We start from the raw sequence: 18,956 nt of genomic DNA on the forward strand, positions 1-18,956 counted from the left end.
AAACATTTATCTGGCCTGCCGCACCCCTACCCGTAAACGTTCCGGACAACTAAGGCTACATCGCTGGCAACAGGCGGCAAATTAATCAATAAATGCGCTCCTCCGGTATGCTCTACGGTCAGCACCTCCCTGACGGCTCCGGCTACGGTATCCCAAAGTGTTACACTATAATGGCCCATTGCCAAATTGGGTACCGAAAGGCTGACCGGCAGCGATTTTGCCATTTTGGATACCAGACCAGAACGGTCTTTCCTGTCTTTACGCAGCAACCAGACAATCGCCTGCCGGTGGTCTCCGCAGGCAAATACGGCGAATGATGGCGAAGAGATCTGTACTTCTTCGTTCAGGTTTATCCGCCGGAAATTCTGCCATTGAACAAGCGCTAAAAAATTAGCCAGGCTACGCTGGGCTGCGCGCATACCCCGCGTCAGGGAGTGCGGGTGCCGGTAAGGCCAGCGCATGCCGCCCCCCGCACCGCCGGAGGCAAAATGGGCCCACTGGATGTGACGGAAATATTCGTCGTCAAACGGCTCCGGATAGGTGATGTGCCGGTCCTTAAAGGCGTGGATCGGCCCGTGTTCGCTGTCAAAAAACGGCCGGTTGTCCGTAATATGGCGTAAAGCATCGCGCATAAGTTCCCCCGTCCGAATCGCTGATTTTATAGTATCTTTTGGGTTATTAATTGTACGGGTATCGTAGAAATGGGTGCTGGCGAAATTCAGCTTCGGGTGCCGGAAAATCACATCGGCCATAGCCGGATGCTTGTCGAGCTCCGGCCCAAATACGGAAACCGTCTGCGGATGCGCCCGACCATACAAACTTATTTCCAGCGTACGGACATGATCGCTGATTTCGCTGATAAAATCGCCAAATACCCCGATGTTGTAATTTGCGTGGGCGGGGTGCAGCTCGTTCCACAAATCCCAGGCAAACAGGACACCGCTTCCGCCCCAGCGTTGAATAGCAAACGTAAACCGCCCTTTTATGGCGTTGAGGGTATCTGGACATAGCAGCCAGCGGGAGCGGTTACTGCATGGTCCACCGTTGGCCTGGTTATAAGGGTGATGCTTCCAGTGAATCCGCATCCAAAAGGTATCAAAGGGCGTCAGCAGAATGCGCAGCCTGTACGTCTCGCAGAGCGCAAAGAGATCATCCCAAAGCCGGACCATGTTGGGTGGAAACTGGCCCGCCGGCCGCTCTATGTACCGGTGGCGGGTCTGGCTGTATTCCAGCATCAGCCGCAGGCAGGTAACGCCATGCTCCGCCAGATACGCGAGGTAAGTTTCGGCCGTCTGAACATCTTTTCGCTGGAAGAGGCCAGCAAGTTCAGGCCAGGTGATGGCGTCATTCTGCCCAATGGGTGTCCACGGCTTACCGTCTGCGGTAAAAAAGAAAGAACAGTCAGGCGTTGTCTCAACCCAGGGTAATGGCAGTTGAGACGTATAGGTTTGCAGGGAAGCAGCCTTCATTAACTACCGATAAAAGAAACTATTTCTTTCAGGGCTTCTTCTTTCAGCCGCTGTTTGTCAATGGGTACCACGCCCACTGATTCGCAAACCAGTCCACCACCCAGATTAGAGAGTCCGGCAATAAACCGGGGCGGCATGTTCAGTGCCACACAGCAGGCAGCAATACTGATTACGGTATCACCGGCTCCGGATACGTCGGAAATCTGGCGGACATGGGCCGGCAGCCGGTGCTGCTGTCCGTTATAGTCGATGTAAACGCCACGCTCCGACAGGGTAATTAATGCGCCTTTCAGGTTCAGCCGGGATTTTAGCTCCTCCACAGCGGCTTCAAATTCCCCATCAGCCTCCATATCAAAATCCAGCTTAAGGCCTTCTTTCAACTCCTTCAGATTAGGCTTGAACAGGCTGGCGTTTTGATACGAGAGAAAGTTTCGCTTCTTGGGGTCAACGACCGTAGGTACGCCCTGCTCGTTGGCAAACTGAGTGATTTCGGCAATGGCCGCTTTGCTCAGCACACCTTTGTCGTAATCTTCAAAGATGATGACATCACAGGTAGGAATAAGCTCTATGGCTTTGGCAATCAGTTGCCGGCATTCTTCGTCGGTGATGTATTTATCGGTTTCGGTATCTACCCGTACTACCTGCTGAGAGCCCGCAATGATGCGTTCTTTAATGGTGGTGATGCGGGCGTCACTGCGGATCAGACCGTCGCAGTTCAGGTTACGGTCACAGAGCTGCCCCACCAGCATATCGCCGGGGCCATCGGTACCAATAACGGAGCAGATGATGGCTTCGGCCCCCAGCGCCTGAACGTTGAGCAGCACATTACCGGCACCGCCCAGCCGCAATTCGCGACGCTGTACCGATACAACCGGAACCGGGGCTTCGGGCGAGATCCGCTCGACTTTTCCCCAGACGTAGGAGTCCAGCATCACATCGCCAATTATCAGAACACGCAGTTGGTTGAAGGCATCAAAGACTTCGTCAATGGTCATTTTCTCCAGCACCGGACTCATACTTGTAATACATTAGTACCGCAAAGAAACAAAAACCCGTCTAGATTAGCGAAAGATGAAGAGCCCGGTGAGTTAACGGCAGATGGGGTCCATGCCGATGGGTCAGTCAAAATCCTCAACCTGAGCGTATACAGCAGCCAGTGTCAAATTGTATCCGATACTCTCTAACTGAACTGTGCCATCGGGGTTTTGCGAGTCCGACAACAGCCAGTGCCCGTCTATTTTCTGGTAAACTTCTATATTCACCTTTTCCGAACTGACCATGACGTATTCCTGTAGGCTTGGAATGGTGCGGTATTTCCTGAATTTCTCGCCCCGGTCATAGGCCTCCGTTCCTGGCGACAGCACTTCAATAATCAGCAGGGGATTTACAAGCGTATCTTTTTTTTCATCGGTGAAGTATTTCAGACCGGATACGATCATCAGGTCCGGATACGCGTAGGTTGTTCCATCCGGAATAAACAACCGCATATCACTATGATAGAGGGTGCAGGGCTTCTCTTTCAGATAGTGGTGTAATTCGCCGATCAGATTACCAGTAATGATGTTGTGGTTGTTGCCGGCACCAGTCGTTACAATAAGCTGGCCCCGGTAGTACTCATGTTTAAACAACGACCGGCGCTCCATTTCCAGATAAGCGTCCGGTGATATTAGCGTAAAGGGTTCAGACATAGTTTATGCTTTATACGAAGCTATCGCTTTTCTATACAACAAAAAACGGGCAGGATTGCCCCTGCCCGTTTCATTTATGCAACGGCAATCAGAGCTTTTCCTTCAGAAACGCAGCCGTGTAATTGTTTTCCAGCGTGACCATCTCTTCGGGCGTTCCGGTAAAGGTCACGTAACCGCCGGCATCGCCCCCTTCCGGCCCGAGATCGATGATGTAGTCGGCGGATTTGATGATTTCGGTGTTGTGTTCGATGATAATGACACTATCCCCCTGATCGACCAGGGCGTTGATGGCTTTCAGCAATTTGCGAATGTCGTGGAAGTGCAGACCCGTGGTGGGTTCGTCGAAGATAAACAGCGTAGTACCTTTGTTGGAATTACCCTTGCTCAGGAACGACGCCAGCTTGACCCGCTGAGCCTCTCCACCCGATAAGGTGTTGGCCGACTGGCCTAAGCCGATATAGCCCAGCCCTACCTCCTGCAAGGGCAGCAATTTCTCCACCAACTTCGGCTCAGCCTGTTTGAAGAATCCGATAGCCTCATCTACCGTCATGTCCAGAATATCGGAAATGTTCTTCTCGTGAAGCATCACCTCCAGCACTTCCTGCTTGAAGCGTTTGCCATTGCAGCCTTCGCACCGGAGGTAGATATCGGCCATGAACTGCATCTCCACCTTTACCTCACCCTCACCCTGGCAAACCTCACAGCGGCCACCCTCGACGTTGAACGAGAAGTGCGACGGCTTATAGCCCCGTGCTTTCGACACCGGCTGATCGGCCATCACCTGCCGCAGGTAATCGTAGGCTTTGATGTAAGTAACCGGGTTGGACCGGCTCGATTTCCCAATGGGGTTCTGATCGATCATTTCCACGGCCGTGATACGATCCAGACTACCGCCAAGGCTTTCGTATTTTCCGGCTTCTTCGCCGGTTTCACCCTTCAGCCGGCCCAGGGCCGGGTACAGCACCCTCCGGATGAGCGTCGACTTGCCCGACCCGCTCACACCGGTTACGACCGTCAGCGTGTTGAGCGGAAAGCGGACAGTAATATCTTTCAGGTTGTTTTCCCGCGCTCCGTTTACCTCAATAAAGCTGGTCGCCTTCCGCCGGAACTTCGGCACCGGCACCTGCTCCTTACCCGTCAGGAAGTCAATGGTGTAACTATGCAGATTACCCTGCGGCATAGTCACCTGCCGACCGCTATCTGCCGACTGTTCTCGGATGTCCTCCCACGTTCCCTGAAACATCACTTCACCACCGTTAACGCCGGCTTCGGGACCAATGTCGATGATCTGGTCGGCGGCCCGCATCACTTCTTCTTCGTGCTCAACCACGATAACGGTGTTGCCCAGATCACGAAGCGATTCAAGTACGCTCACCAGCCGCTGGGTATCGCGGGGGTGCAGACCAATACTGGGTTCGTCCAGGATATACATAGAACCCACCAGCGCACTCCCCAGTGAGGTTGCCAGTTTGATGCGTTGGTACTCGCCACCGGAGAGGGAGTTGGTCAGCCGGTTCAGGGTCAGGTACCCCAGCCCGACGCGTTCCATGTACGCCAATCGGTTGCGGACCTCTACCAAAATTCGGTTGGCAACCTGTTGCTGGCTTGCCGGCAGTTCGAGCGTACGGAAAAACTCGGTGACTTTGGCAATCGGCATCAGCACCAGGTCCGTAATGGATTTGCCGGCCACTTTCACGTAACCGGCATCTTTGCGCAGCCGCGAGCCCCGGCACTCCGGACAGGTGGTTTTGCCCCGGTAGCGCGACAGCATGACCCGGTATTGTACCTTGAACGTCTGGCTTTCGACAAAATCAAAAAAAGCGTTGATACCCTGAAAGTACTGGTTACCCGTCCAGAGCAGGTTCTGCTGCTCGGGCGTGAGGTCTTTGTAAGGGCGGTGAATCGGGAAGTCGAAGCGGATGCCGTTCTTCAGCAATGGCCGCAGAAACTCCTCACTCATTTTTTCACTCCGCCAGGGTGCAATGGCCCCCTCGAACACCGACAGGTTCTTGTCCGGAAAAACCAGGTCGGGGTCGATTCCCAGTACCTTGCCGAAGCCGTCGCAGCGCCGGCAGGCTCCATACGGGTTATTGAAGGTGAAAAGGTTGACCGTCGGCTCCTCAAATACGATGCCGTCCAGTTCAAACTTATCGGAGAACGTGCGGGTTTCCTGACCAACCACATCGACCCGGCAGATGCCTTCCCCTTCGGAGAAAGCCGTTTGTATCGAATCTGAAAAACGATATTGATTATCCTCGTCCGGATTACCGTCAGCATCGAACTGAACGGCGCTGCGGTCAATCAGTATCTCCAGATCTTTGCTTTTCGCTGCGGCAGCCAATTGCTCGGCCGGGCCGTCGAGCAATTCTTCAATAAACAGCACGGACCCATCGGCAACAATGCGGGTATACCCTTTCTGGAGCAGTACTTTCAGTTCGTCGGCCAGCGCCCGGCCGGGCCGGATGTGGAGCGGGGCCATAATCATAGCCCGCTGCCCTTCGGCAAACGAATACAGGTAGTTGACCACATCGGTCACCGTGTCTTTGCGCACCTCCCGGCCCGATACCGGCGAATAGGTAATGCCTACGCGGGCAAACAGCAGCTTGAGGTAATCATAGATCTCGGTAGAGGTACCTACGGTGGAGCGGGGATTGCGGGAGGTCACCTTCTGCTCAATGGCAATGGCTGGCGATACTCCCCGGATGTACTCGACATCGGGCTTTTCCATACGGCCCAGAAACTGGCGGGCGTAGCTGCTCAGGCTTTCGACGTACATGCGCTGCCCTTCGGCAAAAAGCGTATCGAACGCCAGCGACGATTTGCCGGAACCCGACAGGCCCGTCAGAACAACTAATTTATTGCGTGGAATGGCAACATCAACGTTTTTAAGATTATGAACCTTGGCCCCTTTGATGATAATAAAGTGCTTGGGGTCTAGGTGGTCTACGGAGGGCAAAACTTCGGTCCCGGCAGTCTGATTCATTCTATAAATTTAGCAAACCCTATCCAGTCTCTAACGGTTTTTGGCTTGATATGGTTTCCTATACGACAGGGTTTATCCAGCCCACCTGATACACATCAATCCGGGAAAACTTCCCTAAACACGATACGCGCATGACCTTTTCAGAAGAAGATATACTAAAATTAGTAATGGCCATGTTTATTGGTGGCCTCATCGGGGCCGAGCGCGAGTACCGGAGTAAATCGGCCGGTTTCCGCACGACTATCCTGATCTGTGTAGGGTCAGCTCTGTTTACGATAGCCTCCGAAAAAATCGGCACCAGTGGCGACCGCATTGCCGCCAATATCGTCAACGGTATCGGCTTTCTCGGGGCTGGTATCATTTATAAAGCCGAAAACCGGGTAAAAGGGCTTACTACGGCGGCCACGATCTGGTCGGTTTCGGCCCTGGGTATGTGCATCGGTGGGGGCCAGTATGACATTGCCATCATCGGCTTTGGCCTGATTCTGGGGGCCCTGCTGCTGTTATCGGGCCTGTCGCACCGGATCACCCGGCTGAATCAGACTCGTGATTATAAGGTCGTTACGCAGTACCGGAACAAAACGCTGACGAATTACGAAAAGATGTTTGAAGAATGTGGTCTGACGCCCCAGCGAGGTACCCAGCGACGCACCGGTAACGAAATTGAGGGCCACTGGCGCGTAGACGGTCCCGAGAAGAACCACGAAAAGTGCATCAAGCGGCTGCTGAGCGATCCGGAGGTAAAAGAGTTTGTATTCTGACGAGGTTGAAAAAAAACCTTACTCCCTGCCAACGGTTTTGGTTAGTAAAGGGTCTTCAGAGAAGACAAATGCTATTTTGTTGTTTTTTTCGTTACTAAGGGAGCACCCAGTTTTTACAGCATAACCATGAAAAATATAGGAAAACTTATACTGCTGTCAGCTTTACTGAGCAGCAGTTTGGCGTTTGCCCAGATTACCGAAGACCCCGAAGACCGCCGGGAGGCAGGACGGGAACCATTGCGCACGCAAACCCCCGAAGGACGTCCGTTGCCGTTTGGCCAGCGCCTGCGGATTGGCGGAGGGATCAGCAGTCTTCAAATTGGTAATTCACGGATTGGCACCCCGCTCATCATTGGGATTTCGCCCGTGGTAGCGTATCAGGCTTCCGAACGGCTGATACTTGGCACGGGAGTCAATTACACCTATTATCGGTATAAGCTCAGACTACCTAACCAAACGCTGACCGACCAATTCAATCAGTTTGGCCTGCGTGGGTTTGGTATGTACGAGGTGGTGCCGAACCTGGTACCCAACCTCTTTGCCCATGTAGAGTACGAAGGCAATAACATCCGGTACGCCGATAACATAGCCCAAGAGTATCGACGTCGGTGGGTGACCGCTCCGCTCCTGGGCCTGACCTATTCGCAACGGATCGGACGGCTGGCCGGCATTAACTTATCGGCCCTGTATAACGTCAATTACAACGCGGATATCTACTCCCGGTACGTTTACGGTAGTCCCTTCGTCATACGGGTATCCTTCTTTTAATTCGGCAAGCTTCTCCTGTAAAGCCGGAACGTTCAACCTGTTCCGGCTTTACTTTTTTACCTGTTCAGACCCCTTATAATAAAGCTTGTTATGGTTTCCCGGCTGAAATAGTATTTTTGACCTCGTAACCTCCCCGGCGATATGCTTTTTAGTTCGGCTATCTTTCTGTTCCTATACCTGCCTACTTTCCTGCTTATTTATTACCTGCTATCCCGGCGCTGGAAAAATAGTTTTCTGTTTATAGCCAGCCTGTTTTTCTACGGCTGGGGTGAGGGGGCAGTCGTGCTGATACTGCTGCTGTCGGCGTTTATCAATTTCATGGCCGGCAAACTGATTGAACAGGGGCAGCGTCGGACCGGTCTGTGGTTGTCCCTGACCGGCAGTCTGGCCCTGCTGTTCTACTTTAAGTACACCAACTTTATGTTCGATACCGTGCAGAGCTTTGCCGAAGCTTTGCAAATACCGGCATCCGACGCCTTAAGCGTGGCCCGGATTGCCTTACCCATTGGTATCAGCTTTTACACCTTTCAAGGTATATCGTATACGCTTGACGTATACTGGGGACGTATCCAGGCCAATACAAGCTTTATCAACTTCGGTACGTACGTAGCTATGTTTCCGCACCAGATCGCGGGACCCATCGTTCGCTACGCCGACATTGCCCCCGAACTGGCCGATCGTCATGTTACCGTCGAAAAGTTTGGGCTGGGCGCCGAGCGATTCATTATTGGTTTGTCCAAAAAAGTTTTGCTGGCCAATACCTTTGCGGCAATTGCTGATACGCTGTTCAATGCTCCTATAAACAGTATCACCACAGCCTCGGCCTGGCTAGGAATAGTGGCTTATTCTCTCCAGATTTATTTTGACTTTTCGGGGTACTCCGATATGGCTATTGGTCTGGGCAAAATGGTGGGTTTTGATTTCAGGGAGAACTTCAACTATCCATATATTGCCCGCTCCATTCAGGATTTCTGGCGTCGGTGGCATATCTCGCTGTCGAACTGGTTCCGCGATTACGTGTACATTCCTCTGGGCGGTAACCGGGGCAGCAAAGTGCGTACTTACCGCAATCTCCTTATCGTGTTCTTTGTGACAGGGTTATGGCATGGGGCAAGCTGGAATTTTATAGTTTGGGGTCTATACCACGGCGTATTTCTGATGATTGAGCGGGCTGGATTGAGCCGGGTGCTGGATCGAATATGGTCTCCGTTAGCGCATGCCTACACGCTGCTGGTGGTGCTGGTTGGCTGGGTATTCTTCCGAGCCGTCGATTTACCGTCGGCGGTGGCCTATCTGCAAAAGATGACGGGTCTGCTACCTGACCAACCGTCAGCCGCGTTCCCCCTATCTTATTTTACGAATGCCGAAATTGTTGTATCGCTGCTGCTGGGGATTATCCTGTCAACACCCGTTTACCACAAATTTCAGCGCAGTTGGCAGCGAGTGCAGTCCCGACTGGTGGTGTCAACAGCGCAGCGGGGTCTGGAGCTGATGTATGCGGTCGGGATATTTGGCTTGTTTTTAGCCGCCATTATGTACTTAGCCGCCGATACCTATAACCCGTTTATCTATTTCCGGTTTTAGTGGTCCTGCATCGAACCGTAACGTTTACGAATGAAGACGCACTTGTTTCGTTCTAAAATAATGGCTTATGGCTTTGGCCTGTTGCTGGTGATGCCGGCACTCGACCAGTTCTTCTCCATCAGTAACCGGTTTCAGAGTACCGAAAACCGACAACTGAAAGATATCCCTGCTTTTCAATTTCCACACGTCAATACGTTTATCCGGCGCTTTGACCAGTATTACAAAGATAACTTCGGGTGGCGAAATGCCCTGTTCTATGTCTACAGCCGCTGGAAATTCAGGATTCTGGGTAAATCGCCGTTACCGGAGAAGGTAATTGTCGGTAAAGAAGGCTGGTTTTACCTGGGTAACAGCTACAACCGCGTGGTCGACCAGCACCGGGGTCTGGTACCGATTACTACTGATAGCCTCCAGGCTATAACCGACAACCTGACCCGCCACCAGCGCGAACTAGCCCAAAAAGGCATAAAGTTATTTGTGTTTATTGCCCCCGACTCGCATACTATTTATCCGGAGTATATACCCGATCCTCTACAATCAGCGGCTCAGATCTCCCGGCTCGATGTACTGAAGCAACACATAACCCGGAACACAACGATCCCCTTTATCGATGTACGGGATACGTTGCAGAAGGCCAAACGTAGCCACCAAGTGTATTACCAGACTGATACGCACTGGAACGACTACGGAGCCATGGTAGGTAGTGGAGCTCTGTTGCAGCGTATGCGTCAGGAAATTCCTGCCCTACCTACCGCCAGCCCCTCCGACTACCACATTGTGTCAATGCGCGGGATCGGCGGGGATCTGGTAGCCATGCTGACGCTTCAGGAAGAGATTAAAGACCCGATATACTACGAAATCAAACCGGCTCCTCACCGGGCAGCCCGTCAGATCGCTACCGTCCCGAACGAACGAAGCGGCTTCCCCTCTATGCGGTTTACCGGGCCAGACAACCGCCTTCCGAAGTTACTCTTGATCGGCGACTCGTTCAGCCACAGCATGACCCAGTTTATACCCGGCTATTTCCGGGAGTCTTATTTCGTTCGCGACAACCGGCTCGACTACGGTCTGGTGCAGGCCGAGCAGCCCGATGTAATTGTTATTGAGATTGTTGAGCGTAACCTGGGTAACCTGGCTCACTTTTAGCTATCGGTGCCAACCGATGGCCCATCACCAGGTCCGCTGCCTTTTCGCCAATCATAATAACCGGGGCATTAGTATTGCCCGATACAATCGTGGGCATAATTGATGCATCGGCTATGCGAAGGCCCTCAATGCCGTGTACCCGTAGCTCGTCATCCACCACGGCCATCTCGTCGTTACCCATCTTACAGGTACCAACCGGGTGGTAAACCGTCTCCACCTGTCTGACAATATGTTGCCAGATGGCATCGTCGGAACTGTGGTCGGGTGGGGTCTGTATCCGGCGGCAATAGGGCTGGAAAGCCCCCGCCTGCATGACCTCCAGCGCCCGCCGAACGCCTTTGATCAGCAACCGGCGGTCCGCTTCGGCCGTCAGAAAGTTTGGCTGGATCACCGGCGCATCGAGTGGGTTCGCCGAACGGATGCTGACATTTCCCACGCTCTTCGGCCGCAGCAATGTCGGCAGAATAATATAACCGTCGGTGCGGGGGTAGGTATTCAGGTCGTAGATATCGACGGAATAATCGTCGCCATTGTGGATTGGGGCAAACTGGAACTGCAGGTCAACGCGGCCCGGAGAATCGTCGGTACACAGAAAAGCGTTGGCTTCCAGCGGACTCACGGTCAGGGGACCGCGGTGGTAGAGAAAATACTGCATGAGCGATTTGACCTGCCCCAGCGGTTTCAGGTAATGGTTGGTGCCAACAGGTTGGGTGCATAAACTATTGACCCCGATAAAGAGGTGATCCTGCAGGTTTTCTCCCACGCCCGGCAGCTCCCGCTTCACAGGAATCCCCTGCCGGCGCAGCGTATCGGCCGGCCCGACGCCCGACAGCATTAGCAGTTGCGGAGACTGAAACGACCCGGCCGAGAGAATCACCTCCCGGTGGGCATATGCTTTTTCCGTCGTATTTTTTCCGGTCAGGTACTCCACGCCAACGGCGCGGTCGTTCTCGATCAGCACCTGGCGCGTGTGGGCGTGGGTAAGTATGGTCAGGTTAGGCCGGTTCAGGATCGGTTTGAGAAAAGCGCTGGCGGTACTGTGCCGCCGTCCGTCTTTGATGGTAAACTGAAAGAAACCGGCCCCTTCCTGCCCGGCACCATTCATATCGTGGTTTTCGGGAATGCCGGTCTGCTTGCAGGCTTCCACAAAGGCTTCTGCCAGCGGGGTGCGAAAACGCGTAGCGTAGGTAACGTTCAGCGGCCCTCCCTGGCCGTGGTAGCGGGCGTCCAGCTGGCTGAATTGTTCGTTATGTTCCGAGCGGATGAAATACGGCAGTACCTCCTCGTACTGCCAGCCGGCATTGCCCAGCCTTGCCCAGTCGTTGTAATCTTCCCGGTTACCGCGTATATACGCCATAGCATTGGTGGAGCTACAACCCCCCAGCGTTTTGCCGCGCGGCAGGTAAAGCTTTCGTCCGCCGATAGCCGCCTGCGGCTCCGTCCAGAACCCCCAGTCCACGGCGGTGCGGTTGAGTTTACTATACGCGCCGGGAATGTGTATTTCCATTTTCTTGTCAGGACCACCGGCTTCAAGCAGCAGAACCGACACCGATGGGTCGGCCGACAAACGGTTGGCCACCACACAACCGGCCGACCCGGCACCAACGACGATATAATCGAACTTCATGCTTATCTGGCTTAGGAAGATTGCACTAAAAGTATAAAAATATACACGATAAATGAAAGCCCTAACATCCCGAATAATTCTTTACTTACCGTAAAAAAAACCGTGATGACCCCGGATACTATGTTCCTGCTGGCGAACACGCTGGTACTCCCTCAGTGGCTGCTGATGATCGCAGCCCCCCGCTGGTCGGTTACCCAATGGCTGGTCCGCACGCTGCTGATTCCGGCCCTGCTGGCCGTTATTTACCTGTACTATCTTTTTTCTGGTTCCGCAAACTTAGATTTTAGCTCGTTCAGCACCTTATCGGGTATAAAATCGTTATTTACGCAGGATGAAGCTGTATTAGCGGGCTGGGTTCACTATCTTGCCTTTGACCTGGTGGCGGGAAGCTGGATGCTGCGGGATGGTCAGCAGCGCAGCATTAATCACTTTCTGCTTATTCCCTGTTTATTATTTTGCTTCATGCTCGGGCCTGTCGGGCTGTTGCTGTACGTAGTCATTCGATTTGTTAAAAAGCCGGACGCATGAAAAAGCTCCACATTTTAGTATTACTGGGCATACTGGCCCAGACAGCCACTGCGCAGTCGTCGCTGCTTTGGCAGGTTTCCGGAAACGGTCTGAAAAAGCCTTCTTACTTGTTCGGCACGTATCACATTCTGAAAGACAGCTACCTCAACCAGAACACAAAAGTAAAAACGGCCTATGCTAACGCAGAGGGTGTGGTTGTCGAAATGGTGGTCGATTCGTCGGCTATGCTGAAGATGGCGATGCGGGCGCTGATGCTCACCAACAGCCTGCCGGATCTGATCAGCGAAACCGATTATAACCTGGTGGCCAAGGAATTTGAGAAAGCAACCGGCATGGATCTGGGCCTGTTTAACCAGGTGAAGCCGGTAGTTACCTCCACGATGCTCAGCCTGGCGTACCTCGAAAAAGAAAGCGACACCCTGAAACGATTTACGGGTCAGCCCCTTGATATGTATTTTGCCACCGAAGGCAAAAAGCTGGGAAAGACCGTGACCCCCCTGGAAACGATGGAGGAGCAGATCACGATGCTGTATGACCATGATCCCGTTGAGAAACAGGCCAGACAACTGGTGCAGATGGTGAAAGAGAAAGGCTCGATGCGTCGCGTGTCGCAGTCACTCACCGACCTGTATCTGAAAGAAGACCTCAGCGCTATGTGGAAACTCAGCGAACAATATGGTGAGCAGTACGGCGATATGAGCTATCTGGTTGATGAGCGCAATCACAACTGGATGAAAAAGCTGCCGAACGTTATGGCCATCCGGCCCACCTTTGTGGCCGTTGGTGCCCTTCACCTGCCCGGCCCTAACGGGCTGATTGAATTACTACGCAAGGCAGGATTTACGGTGGAGCCGCTGTAAAACAGCACGCAGTGGGCAGGTTTGCGCAGTAGTATGGGTGCACCCTGGCTCTGCCCGCTGAAGCCGGCTAAACGCTGCCGCCTGATAAATAATTGAGCCATTAGGTCAGAAACTGTTCGTTTCAGCCAGTATGTTTCTTTACTTCGCCTGAGAACCAATCAGTTGGCGGGAAGCATACGGCAATTCATGCCCTCTGCAAGCCTTCCGGCCAACTGCTTAGCACGTATGCTTTATCCCCAAAAAACGAATTTATTTCAAGCTTTCTCTGATCAAAATCCCTTCCGCTCGTTCTGGATGGCGGGCTATGAATGCACCGACCAGCAGAATGCCTTTGGCAACCGGGTTGATTTTCTGACGCTGACCGGCCACCTGGACCAAATCGACCAGGACTACGCCGACCTCCATCGTTTCAACATCCGGACCGTCCGGGAGGGTATCCGCTGGAGCCAGGTTGAAAAGCGGGCGTATCAGTATGACTGGAGCGTTGTCTCCGACATGATCGACAGCGGTCGGGCCGCCGGTATTCAGCAGGTATGGGACCTGTGCCACTTTGGCTACCCCGATGACCTGACCCCCTTGCACCCGATGTTTGCCCGCCGGTTTGCGGCTCTGTGCCGGGCTTTTGTGGCTTTCTACCGGTCTAAAGACCCCGATGGCACCCTGATTGTTACGCCCATCAACGAAGTTAGTTTTATGTCGTGGCTTGGGGGCGACGTTCGGGGCACCTCCCCCTACTGCGTGAGGCAGGGCTGGGAAGTTAAATACGGCCTGATGCGGGCATATATTGAAGGCGTGGCCGCGCTGCGCGAAGCCGATCCGGGCATTCGCATCCTGAGCACCGAGCCACTCGTCAGCGTAGTACCCAGTCTGAACGCCAACGCCATGCAGATTGCCGAGGCCGTTGCCCAGCACGAGAGCCAATACCAGGCCATGGATATGCTCGCCGGCCGTATATGCCCCGAACTGGGTGGCAGGCCGGAATACCTTGACATGCCGGGCTTCAACTACTACTACGACAACCAGTGGGAAGTAGGCAGCCACGCTACCTTACCCTGGGCCAACCTGCCGCCCGACCCACGCTGGCGTCCGTTGCGTGATCTGCTCCTAGAAGCTTATAACCGGTACAAGCGCCCCCTGGTCATTTCTGAAACCAGCCACCCCGGTATCGACCGGCCCCACTGGGTTCGGTTTGTGGCCGAGGAATGTCAGGCGGCTATCCGGCAGGGTATACCGCTTTGGGGTATTTGCCTTTACCCCATTATAGACCGGCCCGACTGGGATCACATGACCCCCTGGCACCGATCCGGTTTATGGGATGCCGAGCTCCGTTCCGGGGAGTCTCCCCGCCGGATTCTGTATCAACCGTATGCTGACGCGTTACTGGAAGCGCAGATGCTGCTTGCCGGGAAAGAAGCCGCCTTGCTTTAGAGGTCAGCCCCCGGCTGGGCCAGCCGGGGGCTGATTCCTACTTATCCTGCTTCTGAATAATTTTAATCAGCTTTTGCGCTTCTTTTTCGTCCCGTTGCGGAAATTCAATGGGCAGCGACTCCAGAATTTCAACCATGATCCGGGCAATGATGAGTTGCTGATTCTTGCGGTCATCGCTGGGGATAAGGTACCATGGGTTGTTTTTTGTGGCGGTCTGGTTGATAACCTCTTCGTAGGCAGTCATGTACTCGTCCCAGTGTTCGCGCTCTTTCAGGTCGCTTTCGCTGAGTTTCCATTGCTTCTCCGGATCGCTGAGCCGGTTGATCAATCGCTGACCCTGCTCTTCTTTGGCAACGTGCAGATAGAATTTAATGACCGGGAAGCCGTTGCGGTACAGGTAGTCTTCGAAGCAGACAATATCAGCGAAACGCTCTTTCCAGAGCTGGTCTTCGGCAGGAATCAGGTTTTCGGGAATCATCTGCTCCTTTAAACGTTCCGGATGTATACGTAAGACCAGCGTCTCTTCGTAATACGACCGGTTGAAGATGCCAATCGTGCCCCGCTCGGGCAGTTCCCGCCAGAATCGCCACAGAAACTCGTGCTTCAGGTCGGTCTGCTCCGGCTTTTTAAAGGCTGTGATTCTAAACCGCGATGGGTTAAGCCCTTTGAATACATGCCGGATGCTGCTGTCTTTACCGGCCGCATCCATAGCTTGAAAGAGTACGACCAGCCCGTAATGTTCGTCAGCGTGCATGGTATTTTGCAGCTGGTCCATGCGGGCTGTCAGGTCAAACATCTGCCGGTCCCAATCCTCCTCCGACGCGTAGAGCGGTTCTATGATGGTTGGAAAGTTTTTACTGCTGAATTTCTTAGCACCTTTGGACGACCCATCGAACCGAAGATCGGCGCTGCTGAATGATTTCTTTTTCATAACGTACTCACGGATGATCCGTCACTGTGGCTTCAGCCCGTACCCACGAACTTTAGCCCAATTTCTTTATACAAGATTGATTAACCAATCTTAAACTCACTGCTTATTCTTGTTCTGTCCCTCAATTACCTCTTTTAGCTGCTGAAGGGTTTTGTGCTGACGTTTGTTAACTTCCGGAAAGGATAGCTTCAGTTTTTTCAGTTCATTGGCCAGCACCCTGGCCACAATCAGCCGCATATTCTTTTTGTCATCGGCGGGTATTACATACCAGGGAGCATTATCGTCGGCGGTCTCGTTAATGGCTTCCTCGTAGGCCGCCATATATTGCTTCCAGAAACCCCGCTCCACCACATCCTGCTCGTCGAATTTCCAGTTCTTCGCCGGGTTTGCAATGCGTTTCAATAACCGCTCGCCCTGCTCCTGAAACGAGATGTTGAGGAAGAACTTAATTACCCGGAAGCCATTCCGGAACAGGTAGGCCTCCAGATTCCGGATATCGTCAAACCGGTGCTTCCAGACCTTATCCAGATCGGCCGTCAGTTCCTGAGGCAGGTGCTGCTTTTCGGTCAGAATTTCCGGGTGAACCCGCACCACCAGCACCTCTTCGTAGTATGACCGGTTAAACACCCCGATGGTACCCCGTTCGGGCAGGTCGATCAGGTTGCGCCACATAAAGTCGTGATCCAGTTCCTTATCACTCGGACGTTTATACGAGTGGACCCGCATACCCAGCGGATTCACGCCCGAAAACACGTGCTGGATGGTACCGTCTTTACCAGCTGCGTCCATCGCCTGAAAAATGACCACCAGCCCGTACCGGTTGTGGGCGTACATCATCTGCTGAAGCTCATCGATTTGGGCCGTCAGTTCGCGCAGGAGTTTGTCGTAATCATCACTGTCTTTGTAAAGATCGTCCAGTTTAGTCACTGCCTTCTTCAGGGACAGCTTCCGGCCGGAGCGGCCATCATAGCGAAAGTCATCAATATTCAGGGTAGAAAGGTCGGTTGGGCTGCTCACGGTTGCGTTGGTAAACTTATTGGAAAAACGGTTTGTTATCCGATTGTATACAACAACCGCCGACCCCCTGATATGGTTTACCCTACATTTTGGAAGCAACTGGCGACCCTGCAGCTCGCCCTGCTCCCTTTTCTCTCGGTGCTGTCATGCGCACAGCCCAATAAAGCGACTAAACAGGCAAAATCAACTACTATGAATACAACATCTGTTGCCAATACCGGCAAAGGCTCATCGGGTGCTGGCCTTGAAAAAGCGACCTTTGGCACCGGCTGCTTCTGGTGTACCGAAGCCATGTTCGAACAACTCGACGGGGTTTCTGCTGCGGTTTCGGGTTATGCCGGCGGTAAGAACGCCAATCCAACCTACAAAGAAGTTTGCACTGGAGAGACCGGCCATGCCGAGTGTGTAGAGGTAACCTATGACCCGGCTAAAATTACTTACGCCCAACTGCTGGAAGCTTTCTTCCGCAGCCACGACCCGACTTCCCTGAACCGCCAGGGTGCCGATGTGGGCACGCAGTATCGCTCCGTGATTTTCTACCACAACGACGAGCAGAAGCAACTGGCCGAGAAATACAAGAAAGATCTAAACGAAGCCAAGGCCTACGATAAGGCGATTGTAACCGAGATCAGCCCGGCCCCGACGTTCTACGTCGCCGAAGATTACCACCAGGACTACTTCGCTCACAATCCCGACCAAGCCTACTGCGCCTTCGTAATTGCCCCGAAGCTGGATAAATTCAAAAAGGTTTTTAAGGATAAATTGAAAACGAATCAGGTAGCCGGACATTGACACTAATATGGAAGCCTCAGTTTGGGGCTTCTTTTTTTTGCCCAGAGGGAGACATATACCAGAAAACCAGGTCGGTGCCGGGGTATGGGTGTTAAGCTGCGCAGAATTTACTACTGTGGTATCAGATGGAGGCAGATTGTCAGCCTTTACAAATTTAATACCGCATCGGCAGCTTGCCTGGCATCGGCATAGCGTTTTGACCTTCTCTCCGGAAAATGAAATGTAACGATAATGGCTTCGTTCGGCCCTTGGTCAAGGTCGACGCTTATATCCTGCTTTTTGTCATGACTCAGGGTAAATGACAGATGGTTGGTTCCTTCTCTATGAACAGTACCACCTACAAAGTAGCCGCTCTTGGTGCGGCCATTTCCACTTATCAGATTTTCCAAAAGAGAGGCTGCCTGCATTTATATAGTTGATTTAGATACATTGATCTCTACTCGTGCTTGAATAACCCGGCGCTCAGGCACCAGACTTTCCATCAAAAACGTCCTTAATGGACCAACCAGTTTAATCCTATAAAGTTGGGACTTCTCTCCTGACTTAACAGCATTTACCGTTTGCTCGCTATAAATTAAAATTTCATCCTTTATTGATTTTTATCCCGACGGCCCCTTATTTGCACGCTAATTCGCTTGTTATCTTCTGGTTAGGCTGAACCGCTCCTGACCAGATCGTCCGTTGTCGGTTCCCGCCCTACAATGCGTAGTTTACCGATTACTAACTGAAGGGTTTTTACGCTTGTACCTTGGCCTAATTTACTGCTTACTTTGTACTCAAGTTTCACATAGCAACCTTACAAACTACCATGAAAAAGTTTTTCTCTCTAGCACTACTGGGATTATGCCTTCTTTTGGCGAACCAATCGTTCGCACAGTTAGCCGTTGGTAAAGGCGACAAGTTTCTGAACGTGGGTATCGGCTTAGGCGGGTACGGCGGCATTGTGTATGGCGGTGGAGCAATCGCTTTCGGTGCTTCGTTTGAAGCCGGTGTTGCGCCTAATATTACGGTCGGCGGTGTGGCCAGTTACCGTCCTTACAGCGGGTATGGCTCTTACTACAGCATCGGTGCCCGTGGTTCTTACCACTTTAACGAGCTGCTTAATATGGCTAACGATAAAGTTGACCTGTATGGTGGTCTGGGCCTGATCTACAGCGGCTGGACCTGGAACGAAAGTTACGTTGGCTTCCGGAATTCATACGGTGGTGTAGGCTTCGGCGGACACATCGGTGGCCGTTATTTCTTCAGCGATAAACTAGGTGGTTTTGCCGAAGTTGGCTTTGGCGTTTCTCCTCTTCAATTAGGTCTAACCGCCAAATTTTAAGGGTCTGGTCTAAACATATATTACACCAAAACAGAGAAGCCCTGCCGACA

17 protein-coding genes are annotated in these 18,956 nt (G+C 52.7%); 9 read left to right on the top strand and 8 right to left on the bottom strand.

The genetic code is table 11. The features are described from left to right. Positions 1-26: 26 nt before the first annotated feature. The 4 genes from ABD949_RS03170 to uvrA all read right to left on the bottom strand — a co-directional run bounded on the left by ABD949_RS03170 (position 27) and on the right by uvrA (position 6,140). Positions 27-1,469, bottom strand: coding sequence for a glycoside hydrolase 5 family protein (locus tag ABD949_RS03170; RefSeq protein ID WP_345240472.1), 1,443 nt, complete (start codon positions 1,467-1,469; stop codon positions 27-29). Further along, the gene (locus ABD949_RS03175; RefSeq protein ID WP_345240474.1) at positions 1,469-2,485 is read right to left on the bottom strand and encodes a bifunctional heptose 7-phosphate kinase/heptose 1-phosphate adenyltransferase; all 1,017 of its coding nucleotides are present in this window, start codon (positions 2,483-2,485) and stop codon (positions 1,469-1,471) included. The genes ABD949_RS03170 and ABD949_RS03175 overlap by 1 nt, the downstream gene beginning before the upstream one ends. A gap of 102 nt (positions 2,486-2,587) precedes the next feature. Beyond that, entirely contained in the window at positions 2,588-3,157 is a 570-nt protein-coding gene (locus tag ABD949_RS03180) for a Uma2 family endonuclease (protein WP_345240476.1), read from the bottom strand. Positions 3,158-3,245: 88 nt separating this feature from the next. Further along, entirely contained in the window at positions 3,246-6,140 is a 2,895-nt protein-coding gene (uvrA, locus tag ABD949_RS03185; RefSeq protein ID WP_345240478.1) for an excinuclease ABC subunit UvrA, read from the bottom strand. 131 nt (positions 6,141-6,271) lie between these two features. Here uvrA and ABD949_RS03190 point away from each other — a divergent pair, with 131 nt between their 5' ends. The 4 genes from ABD949_RS03190 to ABD949_RS03205 all read left to right on the top strand — a co-directional run bounded on the left by ABD949_RS03190 (position 6,272) and on the right by ABD949_RS03205 (position 10,399). After that, entirely contained in the window at positions 6,272-6,901 is a 630-nt protein-coding gene (locus ABD949_RS03190) for an MgtC/SapB family protein (protein ID WP_345240480.1), read from the top strand. Between the two features lie 126 nt (positions 6,902-7,027). Continuing rightward, positions 7,028-7,669: a hypothetical protein gene (locus tag ABD949_RS03195; RefSeq protein ID WP_345240482.1), complete on the top strand. Its 642-nt coding sequence runs from the start codon at positions 7,028-7,030 to the stop codon at positions 7,667-7,669. Between the two features lie 141 nt (positions 7,670-7,810). Then, a complete protein-coding gene (locus ABD949_RS03200) occupies positions 7,811-9,253 on the top strand; it encodes an MBOAT family O-acyltransferase (RefSeq protein WP_345240484.1) in 1,443 nt (480 codons plus the stop codon). Positions 9,254-9,283: 30 nt separating this feature from the next. Next, entirely contained in the window at positions 9,284-10,399 is a 1,116-nt protein-coding gene (locus tag ABD949_RS03205) for an alginate O-acetyltransferase AlgX-related protein (RefSeq protein WP_345240486.1), read from the top strand. Here ABD949_RS03205 and ABD949_RS03210 read toward each other — a convergent pair. After that, entirely contained in the window at positions 10,353-12,026 is a 1,674-nt protein-coding gene (locus ABD949_RS03210) for a GMC family oxidoreductase (protein WP_345240488.1), read from the bottom strand. The two genes, ABD949_RS03205 and ABD949_RS03210, sit on opposite strands and share 47 nt — an antisense overlap. Positions 12,027-12,131: 105 nt before the next feature. On the opposite strand from ABD949_RS03210, the gene ABD949_RS03215 reads away from it, so the two are divergent. The 3 genes from ABD949_RS03215 to ABD949_RS03225 all read left to right on the top strand — a co-directional run bounded on the left by ABD949_RS03215 (position 12,132) and on the right by ABD949_RS03225 (position 14,842). Continuing rightward, on the top strand, positions 12,132-12,554 hold the full coding sequence (locus ABD949_RS03215) for an ABA4-like family protein (RefSeq protein WP_345240490.1): 423 nt from the start codon (positions 12,132-12,134) through the stop codon (positions 12,552-12,554). Further along, positions 12,551-13,414: a TraB/GumN family protein gene (locus ABD949_RS03220; RefSeq protein WP_345240492.1), complete on the top strand. Its 864-nt coding sequence runs from the start codon at positions 12,551-12,553 to the stop codon at positions 13,412-13,414. The genes ABD949_RS03215 and ABD949_RS03220 overlap by 4 nt, the downstream gene beginning before the upstream one ends. A gap of 225 nt (positions 13,415-13,639) precedes the next feature. Further along, on the top strand, positions 13,640-14,842 hold the full coding sequence (locus tag ABD949_RS03225; protein WP_345240494.1) for an amine oxidase: 1,203 nt from the start codon (positions 13,640-13,642) through the stop codon (positions 14,840-14,842). 37 nt (positions 14,843-14,879) lie between these two features. Here the strand turns inward: ABD949_RS03225 and ABD949_RS03230 are convergent, their stop codons facing one another. Then, positions 14,880-15,773 (bottom strand): PPK2 family polyphosphate kinase, encoded by an 894-nt coding sequence (locus ABD949_RS03230; protein WP_345240497.1) that lies wholly within the window; start codon positions 15,771-15,773, stop codon positions 14,880-14,882. 96 nt (positions 15,774-15,869) lie between these two features. Then, the gene (locus ABD949_RS03235) at positions 15,870-16,790 is read right to left on the bottom strand and encodes a PPK2 family polyphosphate kinase (protein ID WP_345240499.1); all 921 of its coding nucleotides are present in this window, start codon (positions 16,788-16,790) and stop codon (positions 15,870-15,872) included. A 192-nt stretch (positions 16,791-16,982) separates the two neighbouring features. Between ABD949_RS03235 and msrA the strand changes: the two genes are divergently transcribed. Beyond that, the gene (gene msrA, locus ABD949_RS03240) at positions 16,983-17,582 is read left to right on the top strand and encodes a peptide-methionine (S)-S-oxide reductase MsrA (RefSeq protein WP_345240501.1); all 600 of its coding nucleotides are present in this window, start codon (positions 16,983-16,985) and stop codon (positions 17,580-17,582) included. Between the two features lie 146 nt (positions 17,583-17,728). Here msrA and ABD949_RS03245 read toward each other — a convergent pair whose 3' ends face one another. Further along, positions 17,729-17,989, bottom strand: a complete 261-nt coding sequence (locus ABD949_RS03245) for a hypothetical protein (RefSeq protein WP_345240503.1) — start codon at positions 17,987-17,989, stop codon at positions 17,729-17,731. Positions 17,990-18,390: 401 nt separating this feature from the next. On the opposite strand from ABD949_RS03245, the gene ABD949_RS03250 reads away from it, so the two are divergent. Further along, positions 18,391-18,906: a hypothetical protein gene (locus ABD949_RS03250; RefSeq protein WP_345240505.1), complete on the top strand. Its 516-nt coding sequence runs from the start codon at positions 18,391-18,393 to the stop codon at positions 18,904-18,906. The last annotated feature ends 50 nt before the right edge of the window (positions 18,907-18,956 follow it).

The organism is Nibrella saemangeumensis (genome assembly GCF_039541915.1).
Classification (GTDB): domain Bacteria; phylum Bacteroidota; class Bacteroidia; order Cytophagales; family Spirosomataceae; genus Nibrella; species Nibrella saemangeumensis.